This window comes from Oceanicola sp. 22II-s10i (assembly GCF_002210105.1).
Taxonomy (GTDB): Bacteria; Pseudomonadota; Alphaproteobacteria; order Rhodobacterales; family Rhodobacteraceae; genus Pseudooceanicola.
The window spans coordinates 622,552-642,385 of the sequence record NZ_AQQU01000001.1; the positions used below are offsets into that span (position 1 = coordinate 622,552).

At 64.9% G+C, this 19,834-nt stretch carries 18 protein-coding genes; 7 read left to right on the top strand and 11 right to left on the bottom strand.

Translation table 11 applies throughout. From position 1 onward, the window contains the following. The first annotated feature begins 23 nt into the window (after nt 1-23). The gene (locus ATO6_RS03155; RefSeq protein ID WP_217898964.1) at nt 24-713 is read left to right on the top strand and encodes a GntR family transcriptional regulator; all 690 of its coding nucleotides are present in this window, start codon (nt 24-26) and stop codon (nt 711-713) included. Between the two features lie 27 nt (nt 714-740). Here ATO6_RS03155 and ATO6_RS03160 read toward each other — a convergent pair whose 3' ends face one another. The 4 genes from ATO6_RS03160 to ATO6_RS03175 are packed head-to-tail and all read right to left on the bottom strand — an operon-like array spanning nt 741 to nt 5,458. Continuing rightward, nucleotides 741-2,147 carry an MmgE/PrpD family protein gene (locus tag ATO6_RS03160; protein WP_088622474.1) on the bottom strand — a complete coding sequence of 469 codons (1,407 nt, stop codon included), beginning with the start codon at nt 2,145-2,147 and terminating at the stop codon, nt 741-743. 25 nt (nt 2,148-2,172) lie between these two features. Beyond that, on the bottom strand, nt 2,173-2,958 hold the full coding sequence (locus ATO6_RS03165; RefSeq protein ID WP_088622475.1) for an N-acyl homoserine lactonase family protein: 786 nt from the start codon (nt 2,956-2,958) through the stop codon (nt 2,173-2,175). 13 nt (nt 2,959-2,971) lie between these two features. Beyond that, the gene (locus tag ATO6_RS03170) at nt 2,972-3,952 is read right to left on the bottom strand and encodes an NAD-dependent epimerase/dehydratase family protein (RefSeq protein WP_176440806.1); all 981 of its coding nucleotides are present in this window, start codon (nt 3,950-3,952) and stop codon (nt 2,972-2,974) included. 33 nt (nt 3,953-3,985) lie between these two features. Beyond that, entirely contained in the window at nt 3,986-5,458 is a 1,473-nt protein-coding gene (locus ATO6_RS03175; RefSeq protein WP_088622477.1) for an aldehyde dehydrogenase, read from the bottom strand. A 135-nt stretch (nt 5,459-5,593) separates the two neighbouring features. On the opposite strand from ATO6_RS03175, the gene ATO6_RS03180 reads away from it, so the two are divergent. From ATO6_RS03180 to tcuA, 6 genes are all read left to right on the top strand, one after another. Further along, nucleotides 5,594-6,754, top strand: coding sequence for an ABC transporter substrate-binding protein (locus ATO6_RS03180; RefSeq protein ID WP_088622478.1), 1,161 nt, complete (start codon nt 5,594-5,596; stop codon nt 6,752-6,754). A gap of 57 nt (nt 6,755-6,811) precedes the next feature. Continuing rightward, nucleotides 6,812-7,681 carry a branched-chain amino acid ABC transporter permease gene (locus ATO6_RS03185; RefSeq protein ID WP_088622479.1) on the top strand — a complete coding sequence of 290 codons (870 nt, stop codon included), beginning with the start codon at nt 6,812-6,814 and terminating at the stop codon, nt 7,679-7,681. A gap of 21 nt (nt 7,682-7,702) precedes the next feature. Continuing rightward, on the top strand, nt 7,703-8,677 hold the full coding sequence (locus ATO6_RS03190; RefSeq protein ID WP_141101923.1) for a branched-chain amino acid ABC transporter permease: 975 nt from the start codon (nt 7,703-7,705) through the stop codon (nt 8,675-8,677). Then, nucleotides 8,674-9,444, top strand: coding sequence for an ABC transporter ATP-binding protein (locus ATO6_RS03195; protein ID WP_088622481.1), 771 nt, complete (start codon nt 8,674-8,676; stop codon nt 9,442-9,444). The genes ATO6_RS03190 and ATO6_RS03195 overlap by 4 nt, the downstream gene beginning before the upstream one ends. Beyond that, a complete protein-coding gene (locus ATO6_RS03200; RefSeq protein WP_088622482.1) occupies nt 9,444-10,157 on the top strand; it encodes an ABC transporter ATP-binding protein in 714 nt (237 codons plus the stop codon). Before ATO6_RS03195 ends, ATO6_RS03200 begins: the two co-directional genes overlap by 1 nt. Nucleotides 10,158-10,243: 86 nt before the next feature. Beyond that, complete coding sequence (gene tcuA / locus ATO6_RS03205) at nt 10,244-11,746, top strand: FAD-dependent tricarballylate dehydrogenase TcuA (protein ID WP_088622483.1); 1,503 nt, start codon at nt 10,244-10,246, stop codon at nt 11,744-11,746. Between the two features lie 116 nt (nt 11,747-11,862). Here the strand turns inward: tcuA and ATO6_RS03210 are convergent, their stop codons facing one another. The 7 genes from ATO6_RS03210 to ATO6_RS03240 all read right to left on the bottom strand — a co-directional run bounded on the left by ATO6_RS03210 (nt 11,863) and on the right by ATO6_RS03240 (nt 19,817). Then, entirely contained in the window at nt 11,863-13,005 is a 1,143-nt protein-coding gene (locus ATO6_RS03210; RefSeq protein WP_088622484.1) for a 2-methylaconitate cis-trans isomerase PrpF family protein, read from the bottom strand. A 15-nt stretch (nt 13,006-13,020) separates the two neighbouring features. Further along, nucleotides 13,021-13,935, bottom strand: a complete 915-nt coding sequence (locus tag ATO6_RS03215) for an oxaloacetate decarboxylase (protein ID WP_088622485.1) — start codon at nt 13,933-13,935, stop codon at nt 13,021-13,023. Nucleotides 13,936-14,194: 259 nt separating this feature from the next. Next, a complete protein-coding gene (locus ATO6_RS03220; protein WP_088622486.1) occupies nt 14,195-15,724 on the bottom strand; it encodes a class I adenylate-forming enzyme family protein in 1,530 nt (509 codons plus the stop codon). A gap of 8 nt (nt 15,725-15,732) precedes the next feature. Continuing rightward, nucleotides 15,733-17,073, bottom strand: a complete 1,341-nt coding sequence (locus tag ATO6_RS03225) for a TRAP transporter large permease (protein ID WP_088622487.1) — start codon at nt 17,071-17,073, stop codon at nt 15,733-15,735. 15 nt (nt 17,074-17,088) lie between these two features. Next, complete coding sequence (locus ATO6_RS03230; RefSeq protein ID WP_088622488.1) at nt 17,089-17,580, bottom strand: TRAP transporter small permease; 492 nt, start codon at nt 17,578-17,580, stop codon at nt 17,089-17,091. 76 nt (nt 17,581-17,656) lie between these two features. Beyond that, a complete protein-coding gene (locus ATO6_RS03235) occupies nt 17,657-18,715 on the bottom strand; it encodes a C4-dicarboxylate TRAP transporter substrate-binding protein (RefSeq protein WP_176440807.1) in 1,059 nt (352 codons plus the stop codon). A 124-nt stretch (nt 18,716-18,839) separates the two neighbouring features. Beyond that, nucleotides 18,840-19,817 (bottom strand): nitronate monooxygenase family protein, encoded by a 978-nt coding sequence (locus ATO6_RS03240; protein ID WP_088622490.1) that lies wholly within the window; start codon nt 19,815-19,817, stop codon nt 18,840-18,842. Nucleotides 19,818-19,834: the final 17 nt, after the last annotated feature.

Genomic DNA, 19,834 nt, shown 5'->3' on the forward strand with positions numbered 1-19,834 from the left:
ACCATTTGATTTCTGGGGAAACCGTGCCGGGAAAAATCGAAGCGAAATCTCTGGTCGATGCGGTGACCGAACGGCTTGAGGCCGCCATCATCGCGGGCGAGCTCACCTCGGGCGAGCGGGTCCGGGAGCAGGTTCTTGCGGCGGAATACGGCATCAGCCGCGGCCCGCTGCGCGAAGCGATCCGCCGTCTCGAAGGCCGTCGCCTGCTGGAGCGGATCGCCAACAAGGGGGTCCGGGTGGTCGACCTGTCGCCGCGGCGTCTGGATGAACTGCTGAAGGTCCGCGAGGCACTTGAGGGCATGGCCTGCCGCCTGGCGGCCGAGCGCATCACCCCCGACGAGGTCGCCAAGCTGCGCGAACTGCTGACCGAGCACGGATCCAGCAGCGAGGTCCAGTCGGGCGAAGGCTATTACCAGCAGAGCGGCGATTTCGACTTTCATTTCCGCATCGCCAAGGCGTCGGACAACGAATTCCTGATCTCGATGATCACCGGCGATCTGTATGACCTGCTGCGGGTCTATCGCTACAAGTCGTCGACCATGACCGGCCGCGCGACCCGTGCGCTGGAAGAACACCACGCCATCCTCGACGCGCTGGATGCCGGGGATCCCGACCGGGCCGAGGCGGCGATGCGGGTGCATATCAGCAACGCGCGCATCCATGCCGGGCTGGCCATGGCCAAGGCCCAGCAGGACGAGGACGCCGCGGACTGAGGCCGGGCATCGCGCCCGGCCCCCGGATCAGCCGCGCAGCGCGCTGACGAGCGGTGCAACATTCCCGCCGGGCAGGGCCAGCACCGCGTCGCGAATGGCCATCGCCCGCGTCTCGTCGATCGCAAGCCCCGCGTTCTGCAGGAATTTCTCGGTGGTTTCGTCCAGCGTCATCATGCGCTCGCCCGCGCCGCTGTTGACTGGCACGTGGCGGGACAGTTCCCGGCCGTCGGCCAGCGTCACCTTCACCCCGCCCGAGAAGTATTCCGGAAACAGGCTGTCCGGATCTGCGTGGCAAGTGCAGCGTTTCGCCAACGCCTGCGTGGTCTCGTCCGCGATAGCGGCATCGGTCAGGTCCGGCAGACCGAAGCGCCCCCGGAGCAGGGTGGAGGCGACGACGAAGGGCGCGCTGAACTTCGCTTCGTATTCGTTCCGGGCGTTGCGCTTGTGCTCGATGGGTTCGGCCACGATCTTGAGCGTGTCGTGGGGCAGAAGGATGTCGATTGCGGCGATCTCGGCCCCCGCGATCTCGTCCCTCAGGTCCAGCGCGGCATCTGCGGCGCCGTGGATGAAATGGCAGACCGGATAGGGTTTCAGCGCCGTGTCCGCCATCATCCACCGGGTGCCGAAGCCCTCGGTCAGATAGCTGGGGTCCACGTCCTTGGCATGGTTGTGCAGATGCGTGTCGAACAGGCCGAACCGCCCTTCCAGTGCGCGGGTCGGGCCGACGAACCCGTGTCGCGCCAGCGTCGCGGCGGTGATGCCGCCAGCCGCGGCCCAGCCGGGATGCAACCGTTTCGTCCAGGCTCCTTCCTCAAGGAAAACCTGCACACCGGACGCCGTGCTGGCCGCGATGCCGAGCGCATTGACATGATCCGCCGCCGAGGCCCCCATCAGGCGACCGGCCGCAAGAGCCGAGCTGAAATGCGCCAGAACGCCCGTCGCATGGAAGCCGGTGTGGTGGAACCCGCCCTTGACCGCAGCGCCGAGGCGGATCGCCGCCTCCATCCCGATGCAGAAGGCCGCCAGCGCCTCGGGCCCTGACCCGCCCCGCTGTTCAGCCATCGCCAGCACCGCCGGAAGCACGGCCGAGGTGGGGTGCACGATGGCCTGCAGGTGCGTGTCGTCGTAATCCAGCCCGTGGATCAGGACGCCGTTCGCCATCGCGGCATCCCGCGCCGATGCGCGAAAGCCCTGCCCGATGACGGTGCAGCCGGCGTCTCCGCCGCTCAGTTCCCGAACTGCCGACAGCGTGGGCCCGGCAAAGGGAAACGTGGTCGAGGCCAGCGCCAGCCCCAGCCCGTCGATGATATGGATCAGCCCGCGTTCGATGACCTCGGCGGGGATATCCTCGAAGCGAAGACCTTCGGCGAATTGTGCCATTGCATGAGACGGGCCCATGGCGGTCGCGCTTTCGGTATCAGTCTGGATGTTCATGTTCGGCTCCGGAATTGTGGCCATGTCAGAAGGTCGGTTCGGCATCGAGGCGAACGATCGCCTGCGCCCCGCCCGACAGGGGATAACGGTCCAGAACCATAGGATCGTGACCGGGCACGATATGGTTCGGGGATGAGGCCAGCGACAGCAGCGTGTCATAGCCGCTCAGCATGTCCGCCACATCGACGACCACGGGAAACGGCGACCGGTTCTCGAAGTTCTCGTAATAATGCGCGGAATCCGAAGCCAGCACGACCCAGCCCCGACGGGTCCTGACGCGGACCACCTGCAGCCCGCGGGAATGGCCGCCGATCCAGTGCAGGCTGAGGCCAGGAGCGATTTCGCGGGTGCCGTTGTGAAAGCAGACACGGCCTTCGAACACACGCTTGACCATGTTCTGCACATCCGCGACCTCGAAGGTGTGGTTCAGCGCGTGGTGGCACATGCAGGGGCCGGTGGCATAGGCCATTTCCTTTTCCTGCAGATGGTAACGCGCCTGCGGGAACAGGTCGTGATTTCCGGCGTGGTCCCAGTGCAGGTGCGTGACGATTACGTCCGACACGGTCCCGGCCTCCACCCCGACGGCCTTCAGCCCCTCGGCCACCGGCCGCCAGACGCGGCGGTTCCGGCGGGTGGCGGTGTCGGGGTCGAACCCGGTGTCGACCACGAAGGTCCCCGCCTCGCCCCGGATCACCCAGACGAAGAAGTCGAGCGGCATCGGCCCGTCGTGATCGTCGATGCGAATGAAGTTGTCGGACCGTTGACGGTCCATCGAGGCATATTTGATAGCGTGGACCTCGTATTCCGACATGACCTTGCCCCTTTCAGCCCTGCGACCGGCGCCACTTGATCAGGCGCTCGATCCCATCCTCGATGGAGACCTGCGGCGTCCAGCCGATCATCTTCTCGATCTTGTCGATCGAGAAATCGAGCTCGCTGGAGGTCGTCACGCGCACCGCACCGGCCTTGTCCTTGTACTCCGGCTTGAGGTCCGAACCGACGATACCGGCGACGATCTCGAACAGGCGGTTCAGGTTCGTCGCCTTGCCGGTCGCGACGTTGAACGACTCCGCGGTGACGTCGCTGTCCATCGCCATCAGGTTCGCGCGGGCGACATCCGCGACGTGGATGTAATCGTGCACCTCGGACCCGTCGCCCGGAATCTGCGGGCGTTCGCCCGCCATCAGCTTGTCATAGGTGTCGATGATGTAGAGTGCGTTCACTCCGCGATAGTGCTGCCGCTCGCCGTAGACCGTCGCGTAGCGCAGCGACACGGACTGGACGCCGTACCGGTCGGAATAGAGCTTGCCCAGTTGCTCGCCGATGATCTTGGTCGCACCGTACAGCACGCCCGGAGGGGTCATGGTGTGGAACCGGAACGGGCGCGTTTCGTCGATCACGCCGCCCTCGGGATCGCCATAGGTGGCGACGGAGGACGAGAAGATCACCTTCTTGACCCCGCGATACCGCGCCGCTTCCAGCACCGTCGCATGGCCAAGCGCATTGACCGAGATCCCCAGCGACGGGTTCGCGCTGAACGGCAGGGTCAGGAAGCCTGCGATGGCGAATATCCCGTCGACCCCGTCGAGCGCGTCATACAGTTCGTTGATCCGCGTGATGTCACCACGAACCAGCCGCACCTTGGGATTTTCCAGGATGTGGCCGATCATGTCGTTGGAGCCGAGCGAGTAGTTGTCGAAGAGGATCACCTCTTCCGCCCCCGCCTCCAGCAGCTGTTCGGTGACGTGGCTGCCGATCAGGCTGACGCCGCCGGTGACCATGAACTTTCCGCCCGAAATCTTCATACTTCTCACTCCCATACGGCCCGTTGGCCAGTCTCAGTTCTTGATGGCAAAGGGATCGCTGATCTTGCCGGACCAGTCGATCATCACATTCTTCGTCGTCGTGAACTCGAGGATCCCCTGTTCGCCCCGTTCGCGACCAAAGCCGCTATCCTTGGTGCCGCCGAACGGCGCCTGCGCGGCCACCATGCGATAGGTGTTCACCCAGACCACACCGGTCTTAAGCTGCGGCACGACCCGCATCGCCCGCGTGATGTCGCGCGTCCAGACTCCACCGGCAAGGCCGAATGGCACGTCATTGGCGATCGCGATCGCCTCCTCCTCCGTATCGAACGGCAGGATCGACAGGACGGGGCCGAAAATCTCGGTCTGGGCGACGGCCATGTCGTTCCGGACGTCGGCAAAGATGGTCGGTTGGATGAACAGCCCCTCGCCCAGCCCTTCGCCCTCGGCACGCCCGCCGCCCGTCATCAGGGTGGCCCCATCGGTGCGCGCGCCCTCGATCGACGCCATGATGCGGTCGAACTGCGGCTGGTTCGCGACCGTTCCCATTTCGGAGTCGGGGCTCAGCGGATCGCCCAGCCGGATCGCCTTGGCCCGCTCGACCAGCCGCGTTGTCACCTCGTCATATAGTCCCCGCTGCACCAGCAGCCGCGACCCGGCCACGCAGGTCTGTCCGGTTGCTCCAAAGATGCCGGCCAGCGCGCCGACCGCCGCGGCCTCGGGATCGGCGTCGTCGAACACGATGTTGGGGGACTTTCCGCCGAGCTCGAGCGAGACCGGCTTCAGCCGCTCGCCCGCCGCCGCGGCAATCCGGCGGCCGACGCCCGGCGACCCGGTAAAGCTGACCTTGGCGATCCCCGGATGCGTGACCAGAGCCGCACCGGTCTCCCCCGCCCCTGTCACCACGTTGACGACGCCCGGCGGCAGTTCCGCCTTGTCCAGCAACTTGCACAGTTCCAGCGTCGAGACGGAGGCGTGTTCGGACGGTTTGACCACCACGGTGTTCCCCGCCGCCAGCGCCGCGGGCAGCTTGTTGCAGAGCAACGTAATGGGAGAGTTCCACGCGGTGATCAGCCCGACGACACCGTAGGGTTCACGCGTCGCGTAGTCGAAGACCTGCGGGTTATCCAGCGGAATGACGCTGCCATACAACTTGTCTGCATAACCGGCATAGAACCGGAACAGCCGCGCGGCAAAGAGCATCTGGGAAGACGTCTCGCGGATCACCTTGCCGTTGTCACTCGACTCAAAGACGGCCATCTCGCCGGCATGGGCCGTGATGACATCCGCGATGCGGTTCAGGATGATCGCGCGGGTCGCGCCATTGGTCCCGGCCCAACCCGGCTGCGCCGCCGTCGCCGCATCCACGGCGGCATCTACATCCGCCGACGTCGCCTCCGACACCCGCGCCCAGGCCTGCCCCGTGTAGGGATTCACCGCCTCGAAACTCTGCCCGGCGGCGGGGTCCACCCATGCTCCGCCGATATAGAGGCCATACGTCTTCATTCGGTTCTCCGCCCTTTATTCACGCGCAACCTGCATGCTCCTTCACAAAGTGTCAACAGTTGACTGAATGCGATTCTTTCTGCATAACGCACCCAGCTGCGCCGTTCAGGAGGCGGCACCAAAAGGGAGGTAGACATGAAGAAAACACTGCTCTGTTTGACAGTTTCGGCCCTTGCGCTCGGAACAGCGGCGGGCGCCGAAACCATGACGGTCGGCCTGGTCGCACCGCTGTCCGGTGGCGGCGCCGCATGGGGCACCGCCATGAAAGGCGCGCTGGAGCTGGCGGTCGAGGACATCAACAACGCTGGCGGACTGAAGGTCGGCGACACGACCTATGACATCCGTATCGCGGCCTACGACAGCCACTATAACCCGAACGACGCGGTGACCGCCGTCAACCGGCTGGTGTTCGAGGACGAGGCGACATTTATCGTCGGGCCGCTCGGCTCCGCGCCGCTGGCTGCGCTGGTGCCGACCACCACCGAGAACAAGAAGATCACGATCACCGGCGGCTTCACCCCGATCGCCATGGCCGAGGAACATCCCTACTCGTTCCGCGCCGTCCTGCCGACACAGATCTACGCGAACCCGCAAATCTCCTATGTCGTCACCGAGCTTGGCGCGCAGAAGGTCGGGTCGCTGTTCCCCAATGACGAGACGGGGCAGACAATGTCGAACGACATCGCCTCGGCCTATCAGAACGCAGGCGCAGATGCCTCTGCCGTCGACTACTACGAACGTGGCCGCGTGGACTTCGTGCCGCTGCTGACGCGGCTGCTGGCGCAGGGCATCGACACGTTCGAACTGGACGGCTCCCCGCCGCAGACCGCGGGCCTGCTGGTCCGTCAGCTGCGCGAATTGGGCTTCACCGGGAACATCGTCCGCACCGGCGGCGACGCCACCGACGACATTCTGGCCGTGGCCGGGGCGGAGGCATCCGAAGGGCTCTACGTCCACATGGAATACGACGGTTCGCTGCCGTCGGCGCAGGCCTACCAGACCCGTTACATCGACGCATATGGCGGAACGATGAACGCGTTCAGCCCGCTGTTCTACACCACGATCAACATGATCTTCGAGGGCATGAAGGCTGCGGGCACCATCGACGACACGGACGCGATCATCGCCGAAATGGGCAAGCTTTCGGACTTCGACGGTCCGGCGGGCAAGGCCAACTGGATGGGGCAGGAAATCTGGGGAACCATGCGCCAACAGTACATCCCCTACGCCATTGGCAAGGTGAGCGGCGGCAAGCCCGAGGTCATCGCGACCTGCGATCTCGAAAAGTGCGAATGACCCGCACGCGGTGAGGCTCCGGCCTCACCGCGACCGGACTATTGACTCGGAGTTCTCATGGACCTGCTAACCCTTCTGGTTCAGTCGGGCGTCAACGGGCTGGTGATCGGCACGATGTATGCGCTGATGGCCATCGGTTTCACCCTCGTTTTCGGCATCATGCGGGTCGTGAATTTCGCACATGGCGAATTCTACATGATCGGCAGTTTCGTCGCCTTCATCACCTATGCCCAGTGGCACCTGCCATTCGCCATGACACTGCTGATCACCATCGCGGTCGTCGGTATCGCCGGCGCGCTGATCGAATGGCTGCTGATCCGTCCCCTGCGTGCGGACGAACTGACCGGCATGATCGCGACGCTCGGCATTTCCGTCGTGCTTCAGAACTCCGCCCTGATGTATTTCGGCGCCTCGCCGCGCCCCATGCCCGATGTCGTCAGCGGACTCGTCCGCTTTGGACCGGTCGTCTTTTCGTGGTCCCGGATATTCGTCATCGTGGCCGCCGCGCTCGTCATCGGGGCGTTCTGGCTGTTCATGCAGAAATCCCGCACCGGCCGCGCCATGCGTGCCGTCGCGCAGGACCGCGAGGCGGCCCTGATCCAGGGGATCGACGTCGAACGCATCTTTCCCTTCGCCTTCGGCATGTCGGTCGCCCTGGCCGCCGTCGCGGGCGCGCTGATGGCGCCGGTCTTCTCGGTCTCGCCTTTCGTCGGTATCACGCCGATGCTCAAGGCCTTCATCGTGGTTATTCTTGGCGGTTTAGGGTCGATTCCGGGCGCGGTTCTTGGGGGGCTCCTGCTTGGAATGATCGAAAGCTTCGGCGCGACACTGTTCGGCGCCCTCGTCGCCGACATGCTTCAGCTCGCCCTCGTCATCGCGATCCTGCTGGTCCGCCCGACCGGCCTCATGGGCCGCAAGGAGGCGTAAGTGAATACCGTGGACACACATATGACCCAGCCAACCGCAGCCAGCGCCTCGCAGCGCGGCTTCTGGACCCGCATCGTTCTGGTAACGCTGGCCTGTGCCGTGGCCTATGCCACACCCGGACTGCTGCCCAACCTGTTCTACGTGCACATTGCCAACCTGACGCTGGTCAGCGGTATCTTCGCGCTCAGCCTGTGGATCATCTACTGCGTGGGCCAGCTGTCGCTGGGCCATGCGGCCTTTGCCGGGCTCGGGGCCTATGCCTCGGCGCTGTTGTCTTTGCGCCTCGGCGTGCCGCCCTTCGTGTCCCTGCTGATCGCCGGGATCGGCACGGCCACGGTCGCGGCCCTGCTCGGCGCCGTCATCTTGCGCCTGCGTGGTGTCTATTTCGTGCTGGTGACCTTCCTCTTCGGCCAGATGTTCACGCTGATGGTGCTGAACTGGCAGAGCCTGACCAACGGCGCGAATGGCCTGATCAGCATTCCGCCGATCACCATCCTCGGGCTCAGCTTCGGGCCGCGGCCGGTGTTCTTCTACTTTGCCTTCGTCGTCTTCCTGCTGGTTCTGCTGTTCACCTGGGCCCTGTCCCGGTCCACCTTCGGGCGGGCGTTCGATTCCATCGAGCAGAACATCGACCTTGCCGAGAGCTGCGGGATCGACACGTCGAAGTACCAGATCATCGCCTTCACCATCGGCAGCGGCATCGCCGGGGTCGGCGGGGCGATGATCGCCCATTACATCCGCTATATCTCGCCCGATACCTTCACCTTCCATAACTCGGTGGCCTACATCACGATGCTGGTCGTCGGCGGGCGCTCGCTGTTCTGGGGCGCGGTGGTCGGGGCGGCGTTCCTGACGCCATTGCCAGAGTTCCTGCGCGATTTCGCCGGGCTTCAGCACATCATCTACGGCGCCATCATGATCCTCGTGCTGCGCCTGCTGCCGGGTGGCCTGATCTCGCTGCCCGCAACCCTGCGGCGGATCGGAGGTGGCAAATGACCACGCTTCTCGACGTCTGCGGCGTTTCCAAGCGGTTCGGCGGCCTGATGGCGCTGAAGGATGTGAACCTGACCGTCTCGGACAATGAAATCGTCGGCCTCATCGGCCCGAACGGGGCCGGAAAGACCACCTGTTTCAACGTCATCAGCGGCACCTTCCCACCCAGCGAAGGCCAAATCACCTTCGACGGCCACAATATCGTGGGGATGCGGCCCAACCGGATTGTCCGGATCGGACTGGCGCGCACCTATCAGGCGACGAGCGTCTTTCCCACGGCCACCGTTCTGGAAAACGTCGTGCGCGGGGCCTTCACCCGGTCCGAAGACACCTTCCTTGGCTCGCTTCTGGGGCTTGCAGCGTCGCGCGACGCGGATGCCCGCCTGCGCCGGCACTGCATGGAGATCCTGGACCGCGTCGGTATCGCGCACGTGCATGACCACCTCGCCGGTGCCCTGCCCTACGGGTTCCAGCGCCGGCTCGGCGTGGCGATCGCACTGGCCTCGGACCCCAAGGTCATCATGATGGACGAACCCGCCGCCGGCCTGAACCCCGAGGAAAGCCATGCCATGGGCCAGCTGATCCGGGAAATCCACGAAGCGGGCGGCACCAGCGTCCTGATCGTCGAACACGACATGCGGCTCGTCATGGGGATCTGTCATCGACTGATCGTTCTGGACCACGGCGAACAGATTGCAGCCGGATCGCCGGAGGAGATCAGGAACAACCGGCAGGTGATCGAAGCCTACCTCGGAACGGAGGCCATCTGATGAACGCGCTGACCATCGACGCGATCGACGTGAGCTATGGACCCCGCTCCGCCCTGCGCGGCCTGTCGCTGGACGTCGCTCCGGGCGAGATCGTGGCCCTGATCGGCTCCAACGGCGCGGGCAAGACCACAACGCTCCGCGCGATCATGGGCCTGACCGCGCCGGACCGCGGGACCATCACCTTTCACGGCACCGACATTTCCCGGCTGGCACCGCCCGCCGTCGTCAAGCTCGGCATCGCGCTGTCGCCCGAGGGGCGGCGGGTATTCCCGCAGATGACGGTGGAAGAGAACCTGCAGCTCGGTGCCTATCTCAAGACCGACCGGGACGAGACCGCAAGGACGATGGAAAGGGTCTATACCTACTTCCCCCGCCTGCGCGAACGGCGCACGCAGCTGGCCGGGTCGATGTCGGGCGGCGAACAGCAGATGCTGGCCATCGGGCGTGCCCTGATGGCGCGGCCGCGCCTGTTGCTCCTGGACGAACCCTCGCTCGGGCTCGCCCCGATACGGGTGCAGGAGATCGGCCAGATCATTCAGGAGATCAACCGCGAGGAGGAGATCTCGATTGTCCTCGTCGAACAGAATGCCAGCATGGCCCTGCGCCTGTGCCACCGCGCCTTCGTGATCGAAAGCGGAGAGATCGCGCTGTCGGGCACCGGCAGGGAACTGGCGGCCAGCGATCACGTGCGCAAGGCGTACCTCGGCGGCTGACGAACCGGGGCGGCTTCCCCGCCCTGCAACACGGAACACGACACCAACCACCGCCTGAGGCGGGCGGAGAACAAAGGAGACTAGAGTTGAGCGAATATGACGTGATCGTCGTCGGTTGCGGGAACGCCGCCCTCTGCGCGGCCCTGTCGGCCCACGAGAACGGGGCAAAGACCCTCGTGCTGGAGCGTGCGCCGGAAGAGGAACGGGGCGGGAATTCCTACTTTACCGCCGGCGGCTTCCGCTTTGCCCACAACGGGCTCGAGGACGTGATGGAGGACATCCTGACCGACCTCTCCGAGGAAGAGCGCAACCAGATCATCCTGCCGCCGCATTCGCGGGAGTTCTTCATGGACCAGATGCGCGAAGTGACCCGCTATCAGACCGACGAGGACCTCGCGCAGCTGCTGGTGGACCGGTCGCGGATGACGATGGGCTGGCTGCGCAGCCATTCCATCCGCTTCGTTCCCATGTTCGGACGCCAGTCCTACGTCGTGGACGGCAAGCACCACTTCTACGGCGGCGTGAACATCGAGGCGGTCGGCGGTGGCGCCGGTCTAGTCGAGGCCGAGATCCAGCGCGCAGAGAAACTGGGGATCGAAATCCGTTACGGCACCGCGGCAATCGGGCTGCTGCAGTCGAACGACCGGACCGTGACCGGGGTCAAGACGCGCACCAAGGACGGCTATGGTGAGATCACCGCCAAGGCCGTGATCCTGGCCTGTGGCGGGTTCGAATCCAACCAGCAGTGGCGCGTGCGCTACCTGGGCGTGGGTTGGGACCTCTGCCGCGTCCGCGGCACCCGGCACAACATGGGTGAGGGCATTCAGGCCGCTCTGGACATCGGGGCAAAACCCTATGGCAACTGGTCTTCGTGCCATGCCTGCGAATGGGACATCTCGGCCCCGCCCTATGGCGACCGCTGGGTGCTGGACAACTTCCAGAAGCACTCCTACCCGCTGGGGATCATGGTCAACACCGACTGCGAACGCTTCGTCGACGAAGGCGCCGATTACCGAAACCTGACCTATGCGAAATACGGGCGCGAGATCATGGCCCAGCCGAACCGGACCGCGATCCAGATCTTCGACCAGCAGACCATCCACCGCCTGCGTGACGAATACCGGATCAAGGAAGTGACCAAGGCGACCTCGGATACCATCGAGGGGCTGGCGGAACAGCTGGACCTTGATCCCGAGAAGCTGGCGAAGACGGTCAAGGACTACAACGATGCCTGCCAGGGCGGCGACTACAACCCGTCGGTTCTGGATGGCGTGACGACCAAGGGGCTGAGCCCGAACAAGACCAACTGGGCGCTGCCGATCAACCAGCCGCCTTACGAGGCCTATGTCTGCACCACCGGCATCACCTTCACCTTCGGCGGCCTGCAGATCAACACCAGCGGCGAGGTCCAGGACATGACCGACCAGTCCATCCCCGGCCTCTACGCCGCGGGCGAACTGGTGGGCGGGCTGTTCTACGAAAACTATCCGGGCGGCACCGGCCTGATGTCCGGCTCGGTCTTCGGCAAGCTGGCGGGCGAAAGCGCGGCGGCCTATTGCGGTGCGTCGGCCAAGGTGGACGCCGCATGATATCCGGGTGCCCGTCGCAGGGCGGGCACCCAGCCATTGCAAAAGGCCCGGACGATGTATGCGTCCGGGCCTTTTCGTGTCTCTTCAGGCGGAAAACGCTTCAGACTGCCATTGCGTCAGGACAGCCGGAAGCGCACTTCGCCCGCGAAAAGCGTGCGTGCCGTGCGGTAGATTGTGGCGCTCTTTGCAAAGGCCATGCCGTCCGCCTGTGTGATCTCGGCATCCACGACAGTCGTGCCCGAGGGGTGGCCGACCACCACGGCACCGGCCTGTTCCGTGACAGCCATCTGCGGGACCGACCCGGTGACCCGCGTGGCGGCGGCCAGACAGATCGCACCGGTAATCGGCACGGCACGGTGCGGCTGCTCCATCGAGATCATCCGAACGAGCAACGACATCTCACCTGCAGGGATCACCGCGCCGGACAGGGTCACGCTGTCAGCCGCCGGGGCGACCATCGCCACCTTGGGAAGGCTGGGCATCGCCGCGGCGGCCTCGATGTCCGGCGTCAGCCCCATCAGGACGGACCCGGCGCGGCGGATCGCTTCCATGCGGTCCATGAAGGCCGCATCTCCGACCAGGTCGTCCGGCCCCTCCGCGCCGGTCTTATCCATGTCAGCGGCTGCGACGAAGACGCAGGGATTCGCCGCATCCACAAGGCTGGCGCGGATGGTCGTGCCGTCCGGCAGGCTCAGATCATCCACGGCATGGCCGGTCGGCAGCAGGCGACCGGTCTTGGCGCCACCGGGTTCAAGGAACTCCAGCCGGATCGGCGCGGCCTGACCGGCGACGCCGTCGATGGCAAAGTCGCCCTCGGGGTCCAGCAGGCCGTCGCGGACCGGGAACCGGGCCACGATGATCTTGCCGGTGTTGGTGTTGTGAAGCCGGACCGCGGCCTCGGGCCCGGCGGGTGGCGGGACCAGTCCCAGCTCAAGCGCGGCGGGTCCCATGGCCGAACTCATGTTGCCGCAGTTTCCGGCATAGTCGACCTCGGCCCGGCCGACGCCGATCTGCGCGAAAGTATAGTCTATGTCGGCGTCTTCGCGGCTTGCCCGACCAAGGATGCAGACCTTGGAAAGCGAAGATATACCCCCGCCCATTCCGTCCAGCTGGCGACCGTTCGGATCGGGCGTGCCCATGGCGGCGAGGAAGATCCGGTCCCGCTCGACCTGTTCAGCCGGAAGATCGCGGGCGAGGAACACCAGTGCCTTGGACGTGCCGCCCCGCATGAAAAGCGCGGGGATCCTGTTCAGCGTCATGTCAGTCCTGCCCGCCTATGCCCCTTCGTAGCGCTGCGACAGCGCGTCAATTCCCGGCTTGCCGACCACCTGTTGCCGTTCCGCGAAACTGGCCAGCCGGTCCTGAACCGTGTCGAGCGATCCGGTTTCGTGCAGCGTACCGAGGACTTCCTGAATCGCCCGGATCGAGGCCTGAAGGGCCGCGTTCGCGTAAAGCACCATGGAAAACCCCGTCTCCCGCAGCTGGTCCAGCCCCATCATCGGAGTCTTGCCGCCGACCACAAGGTTGACCACGCCCGGCGCGGGCAGCGCGGCAATGGCGCGGACCTCTTCGACCGTTTCCGGCGCCTCGACGAATATGATGTCCGCGCCCGCTTCGATCATCCGGTGCGCGCGCTCCATCGCGGCGTCGAACCCCTCCACCGCGCGGGCGTCGGTCCGCGCCATGATCATCGTGTTCTCGTCCTCCCGGGCGTCCAGACAGGCGCGCAGCTTGCCCAGCATCTCGTCGATGGGCACGACGGCCTTGCCCGAGAAGTGGCCGCATTTCTTGGGAAACACCTGATCTTCGATCTGGATGCCTGCGGCACCCGCGCGTTCCAGCTTGCGGACGGTGTGATAGGCGTTCAGCGCGTTGCCGAACCCGGTGTCCATGTCGACGATCAGCGGCAGACTGCAGACATCGCTGAGACGCGCCGTGGCCTCGACGACCTCGTTGGCGGTCACCAGCCCCAGATCCGGCAGGCCGAGGGACATGTTGGTCAGCCCCGCCCCGGTCAGATAGACGGCCCGATACCCGATGGCCTCGACGATCCGGGCGGTCATGGCATTGGGCGCACCGGGCAACAGCACCGCGGACCTTTCGTCGACGAGCCCCCTGAGGAGCCGGCGGCGCCCGGCCAGACTGGCATGACCGTGGGGGCCATTGCCCGTGATGCTGTCTTCATACATCCAAATCATCCTTCTGAACTCGCAGGACCCTACCGAGTTGCAGGCCTATATGTCAACTGTCTACACTATTGTGGCTCGCGTGAGTTGGCGTGAATATTACATCGGGATGCGGCCCGAGGCGGCATCCTGATTCAGATGTTTCAAATCGAAGAAATGACCCGGCCACGGCGGCGCGCCACGTCGCGTCCTGACCGGCGCAACGGAAAATGCCGGCGACATTCGGGTCGCCGGCATCCGCCAATCTGCAACTGTGACTGGGTTAGCTCGCGGGCCAGTAGGGCGCGCGCAGGTCGCGTTTCAGGATCTTTCCGATGTCACTGCGGGGCAGGTCGTCACGAAGGACGACCTCGGACAGCCGCTGCGTCTTGCCGAGTTGCGCATTGGCCCAGTCCCTGATCGCCTCGGCCGTGGTATCGGCCCCTGCCTTGAGAATCACGAAGCCGAGCGGCGTCTCGCCCCAGGCTTCGCTGGGGACGGCGATGACCGCCGTGTCGGCCACGTCCGGATGTGCGCGCAGCACCGCCTCCAGATCGGCGGCGTAGATGTTGAAGCCGCCCGAAATGATCATGTCCTTCTTGCGGTCCATCAGATGGATGAACCCGTCCTCGTCGATGCGGCCCATGTCGCCGGAACGGATGAAATGGTTGCCCTCCGGGTCCGTCCACAGGATCTCCTGCGTCTTGTCCGGCAGGTTGTGATAGGCGGGCATCATCGACGGCGACCGCCCGACCAGTTCACCGAAGGACCCTCGTGGCAGTTCGTTGCCCTGGTCGTCGATCACCCGCATATCCACGCCGTCGCCCGCCCGGCCGACCGTGTCCCATTTGTCGGGGAACGCGCCGCAGTTCAGCGCGGTCGAGATGCCGCCCTCGGTCATGCCGTAGACCTCGACAAGGTTGCCGGGCCAGCGCTCCATCACCTTAGCGATCAGCGGCGCGGCCAGCGGGGCCGAGGTGGAGAACTTGCAGGCATAGCTCGTCAGGTCGTAGTCGCCGAACGTCGGTTCGTTCATCAGGCGCATATACTGGACGGGAACGAGGATCGCGTGGGTCAGCTTGTGCGCTTCGGAGAGCTTGAGGAACTCCACCGTGTTGAACTTGGACATGACGACCAGCGTCGCGCCGAGGACAATCGACGGCAGCATTCCGAACAGCGTGGTGTTGGAATAGACCGGGGTCGAGATGATCATCCGCGCCTCGCCCGTCAGGCCGAAGTTGGTGATCCGCGACAGCTGGCGCGACCGGAAGCGATGATCGTGCAGGATGCCCTTGGGCAGGCCGGTTGTGCCCGAGGAGTAGATGATGTCGAACAGATCGTCAGGCGAGACGTCGACCGGTTCGGCGGGCGTGGCATCCGAGGCCCAGTCGAACAGTCCGGACATGTCCATCAGCCTGGGCGCGCCCAGACCCTCGGCCACTGCCATCTGGCCGGGTGAGGCAAAGAGCATCGCCGCCCCGCTGTCGGACACCATGCGGACAAGCGCCTCGGGCGTGGCGGATACCGGCAGGGGCACGTTGCACGCGCCCGCCGCGAGCGTCGCGCAGTAGATCACGACGTGTTCCAGAGAGTTCTCACCAAGCGTCGCGACGAACCCGCCCTTGCCGACGCCTTCGGCCCGGAGCTTGCCCGCGACCTGTGCCACCATCGCACCGAAATCGCGCCATGACACCTCGCGACCGTCCACGATGAGGGCAGTCTTGTCGCCCTGACCGGCAGCGTGCTGCGCTATGGCGGCGCCGAAATTGATGAAGGATTCGTTCGGGACGACGGGGGGCTGGAAGCGGAGCATGGGCGGTCTCAGTACATCGACATTGGCAGGAAGAGCGAGATCGAGGGGATCAGGATCAGCAGTGCCAGCACGATCAGGTCAATCCCGAGGAAACGCCAGAGGCCGGAGAAGATCTTGCCGATTTCGACCTTGTCCTCCAGCACCGAAGCCAGAACGAACACGTTCAGGCCGACGGGCGGGGTGATCAGGCCGATCTCGAGCAGCTTCACGATGACCACGCCGAACCAGATCAGGTTCATGTCGTAGTTTTCGACCATCGGGATCATCAGCGGCAGCGTCAGCACCATGATGCCAACGGGATCGAGGAACATGCCGAGCACGAGGTAGATCAGGCAGACCATCACGATGAACATGCCCGCGCTGATGTCCGCGCTGTTCAGCAGGCCGACAAGGCTGTTCGACAGGCCGGTCAGGGCGATCAGGGCGACGAAGATCTTGGCACAGGCGGCGATCAGGAAGATCGCGCCGGTGGTGGTCATGGTCTCGCGGATCAGCGGAACGATCTCGGTGACCTTGATCCGGCCGCGCACGATCCCGAGGATCGTGGCGAACAGCAGCGACAGGGCCGCGGCTTCGGTGGCGGTGAAGATGCCGCCGTAGATGCCGCCGAGAACCAGAACGAACAGCAGCACCGCGGGCCACGCGCCAAGCGCCGTCATGAGCTTCTGCTTGGTGGTGAACACCTCGTCCGGGACCGGCGCGATCTCGGGCGACTGCTTGACCCACATCACGATGACCAGCGCATAGGCCAGCAGCGACAGGATGCCGGGCAGGAACCCGGCCATGAACAGCTGGCTGATCGAGCTCTCGGTGAAGATGCCGTAGATGATGAACAGCACCGACGGCGGGATCAGCGACCCCAGCGTGCCGCCCGCCGCGACCGAGGCGGTGGCGAGGCGCGGGTCATAGTTCAGGCGCAGCATCTCGGGCGTGCAGATCCGGCCCATGGTCGAGGCACAGGCGATGGACGACCCGGAAATGGCCGAGAAGCCGCCGCAGCCTGCGACCGATGCGATGGCGACGCCGCCCGGCAGGCGGGCCAGCCAGACGCGCGCGGCGGCATAGATCTCGGTCGTGATCCCAGCCTTGTAGGCGACGTGACCAAGCGCGATGAACAGTGGGATCATCGACAGGTCGTAAGAGTGGACAAGGTCGAAGCTGGACGAGAAGGCCAGCGACAGCGTGGTCCAGAACGCGCGTTCCGGCATGAACGTCCCGGTGCGGAACGCGAAGACGACGAAGATCGCGACGACGGCGACGCCGCCGATGGCGAAGGAGATCGGCACGCGGATCGCCAGAAGGAGGATAACGGTCGCGCAGGCGACATAGCCGATGGTAGCCAGGTCCATGACGGTTCCTTCCGGTCAGAGCGTTTCGGGGGCCGGCCGTCCGGTGACGGCAGCGCGGAGATCGACCCACAGCACGTGCAGCAGTCGGATCTCGAAAAAAGCGATGGCGGCAAAGAACAGCGCGCGGCCAGGCCATTTCGGCCAGAAGAATTCCCCGCCGTAGTGGGCGTTCGAATTGAAAGTCTTCCAGAACTCCATCCACCCGGCCAGCAGCAGCACCGTCGCGATCGTGACGCCGATCAGCGCGGCCAGCACCGCGATCCAGCGGTTCAGCGCGGCAGGAAAGTGGTTCGCGATCACCTCAATCGCGATGTGGGCGCGGGCGGCAGTCGCGCCGGCCAGCGGAAACAGGATCGCGGGGACCATCAGTTCCTGCACCATGACGATGATGTCGGGCACGCCGGTCTTGATGACTTCACGTGCGACGATGTTCGCCGAGATCAGGAGACAGAGAAGAACGATGGCAATCGCCGCCACCGTATCGAGGACATGCTCGATGCGTTTCATGGGGGAGTCCGTTCAGATCAGAATGTTCGGAAAAGGGAGACCCCGGCGCGGATGACGCGCCGGGGTCGGGCAGAACTCAGCTGCGTTCCCAGGGCAGACCCTGCTGTTCCATCACAGCGGTCCACTTGTCGATCAGCTGCATCAGCTCGGCGATCAGCGCGTCGCCATCGGTGCCGACGGCGGATGCGTCGTTCTTCCAGTTCTGGATGGACGGCGCGAACAGTTCGTCGATGCGGGCATAGTCCTCGGCCGGCAGTTCGACCATGTCCACGGCGTCTTCGCCGGTGGTCAGGGTTTCCATCGCCTTGATGTCCGCCTCGGCCAGACGCTGGCCGTAGAAGTCCATCGTGTCGCGACCGATCTGCTTGATGATTTCCTGGTTCTCCGGCGACAGGGACTCGAAGGTGTCCTTGTTGATGAAGGTCCCGAGGCTGGCGAGGCTGCCGAAGTGCATGTCGGTGACGGTGTCGACCAGCTCGTTCAGCTTGGAGGCGACGGCATAGTAGGCGTAGGTGACCGAGCACTCGACCAGACCGGTCTCCATGCCCTGGTAGACGTCGTAGATCGGCATTGCGACGAGGTTGCCGCCCAGATCGCCGAAGATGTCAGTCGACGCGCCGGTGTGTGCGATCTTCTTGCCGGGAACGTCGGCCAGCGAACGGATGCCTTCACCGGAACAGGCGAGGATCCCCGGCGACAGCGAGAAGGTCGAGATGTATTCGAGGTTCAGCTCGTCGAACCGCGCCTGCATGTGCTCGTTGGTGGTGAAGAGTTCGTACACCGCCTGCATCATGACCCACGGATGCGCGGACTTGAGCTGAAGGCCGGCCATCTGGAGTTCGGGGAATTCGGACTGCGCGTAAGCGCCGATGATCACGCCCATGTCGGCCACGCCGAGGCCGATCGATTCAAGCGCCGCGTTCGTCTTGAACAGCGCGCCCCCCCAGTTCTGCTCGACGGTCACGTCGCCGTTGGTGCGCTCTGCGATCTGCTCGGCGATATAGGTGACGGCCTCGGCGCGGACGCCGCGGTTCGGCCCCGGCTCGTTGGCGATCAGCACGGTCTGTGCGTTCGCGGCCATCGCCAGCACCGAAACGGATGCAGCGGCAAGCAGGGTTTTCGTGATGGATTTCATTCGGTTCCTCCCTTGAACGACCGGGATCACAGCCCGTGTCTTTTCCATATTTGCATAGCAGGATGATAGTAACCAAGCAAACTAAATAACAGTGCGTTTCGTGCCCCGGCGGGTTTGCGCGGCGTCAGGCGGCGTCGAGCGTGGCTTTCAGGCGTGCGCGTGCGGCGTCGAATTCGCGTTTCAGCCGCGCCACCAGCTCGGCGGTCGGCACCGTTTCGCGGATCGCACCGATTCCCTGGCCGGATCCCCAGATCTCCTTCCAGCTCTTGGGTTTCTCGCGGTTCTCGGCAAAGTTCATCTTGCTGGGATCCGAGATTTCCAGCGCATCCGGATCCATCCCGGCAGCGGCGATCGAGGGCTTCAGGTAGTTGCCCCAGACGCCAGTGAAGAGGTTGGAATAGACGATGTCCTCGGCCCCGTGGGCGGTGATCATCTGCTTGTAACCCTCGACGGCGTTCGCCTCCTCGGTCGCGATGAACGCGGTCCCGGCATAGCCGCCATCCGCCCCCATGGCGAGCGCGGCGAGGATCGAGTCGCCCTTGGCGATGGCGCCCGACAGGAACAGCGGGCCGTCGAACCAGTCGCGGATCTCCTGGATCAGGGCCAGCGGCGACTGCGCGCCGGCATGGCCGCCCGCGCCCGCCGCAACGGCGATCAGGCCATCCGCGCCCTTCTCGATGGCCTTGTGGGCAAAGCGGTTGTTGATGACGTCATGCAGAACCACCGCGCCGACGGAATGCGCCGCCTCGTAGACCCACTCCTGCGCGCCGAGCGATGTGATCCAGACCGGCACCTTGTGCTTGACGCAAAGCTCCACGTCCTTTTCCAGCCGGGCGTTCGACCGGTGGACGATCTGGTTCACCGCGAAGGGGGCCGAGGGCTTGTCGGGATTGGCCTCGTCATAGGCGGCAAGGTCGTCCTTGATCCGCGACAGCCATTCGTCCAGCGACTGCCCGTCCTTTTCCCGCGCGTTCAGCGCCGGAAAGCTGCCCACCACACCGGCCTTGCACTGGGCGGTGACCAGCGCGGGGGTCGAGATGATGAACAGGGGGCTGCCGATCAGCGGCAGGGTCAGGTTCTTGAACTGGGTCGGCATGGTCATGGCAAATCCTCCCTCGC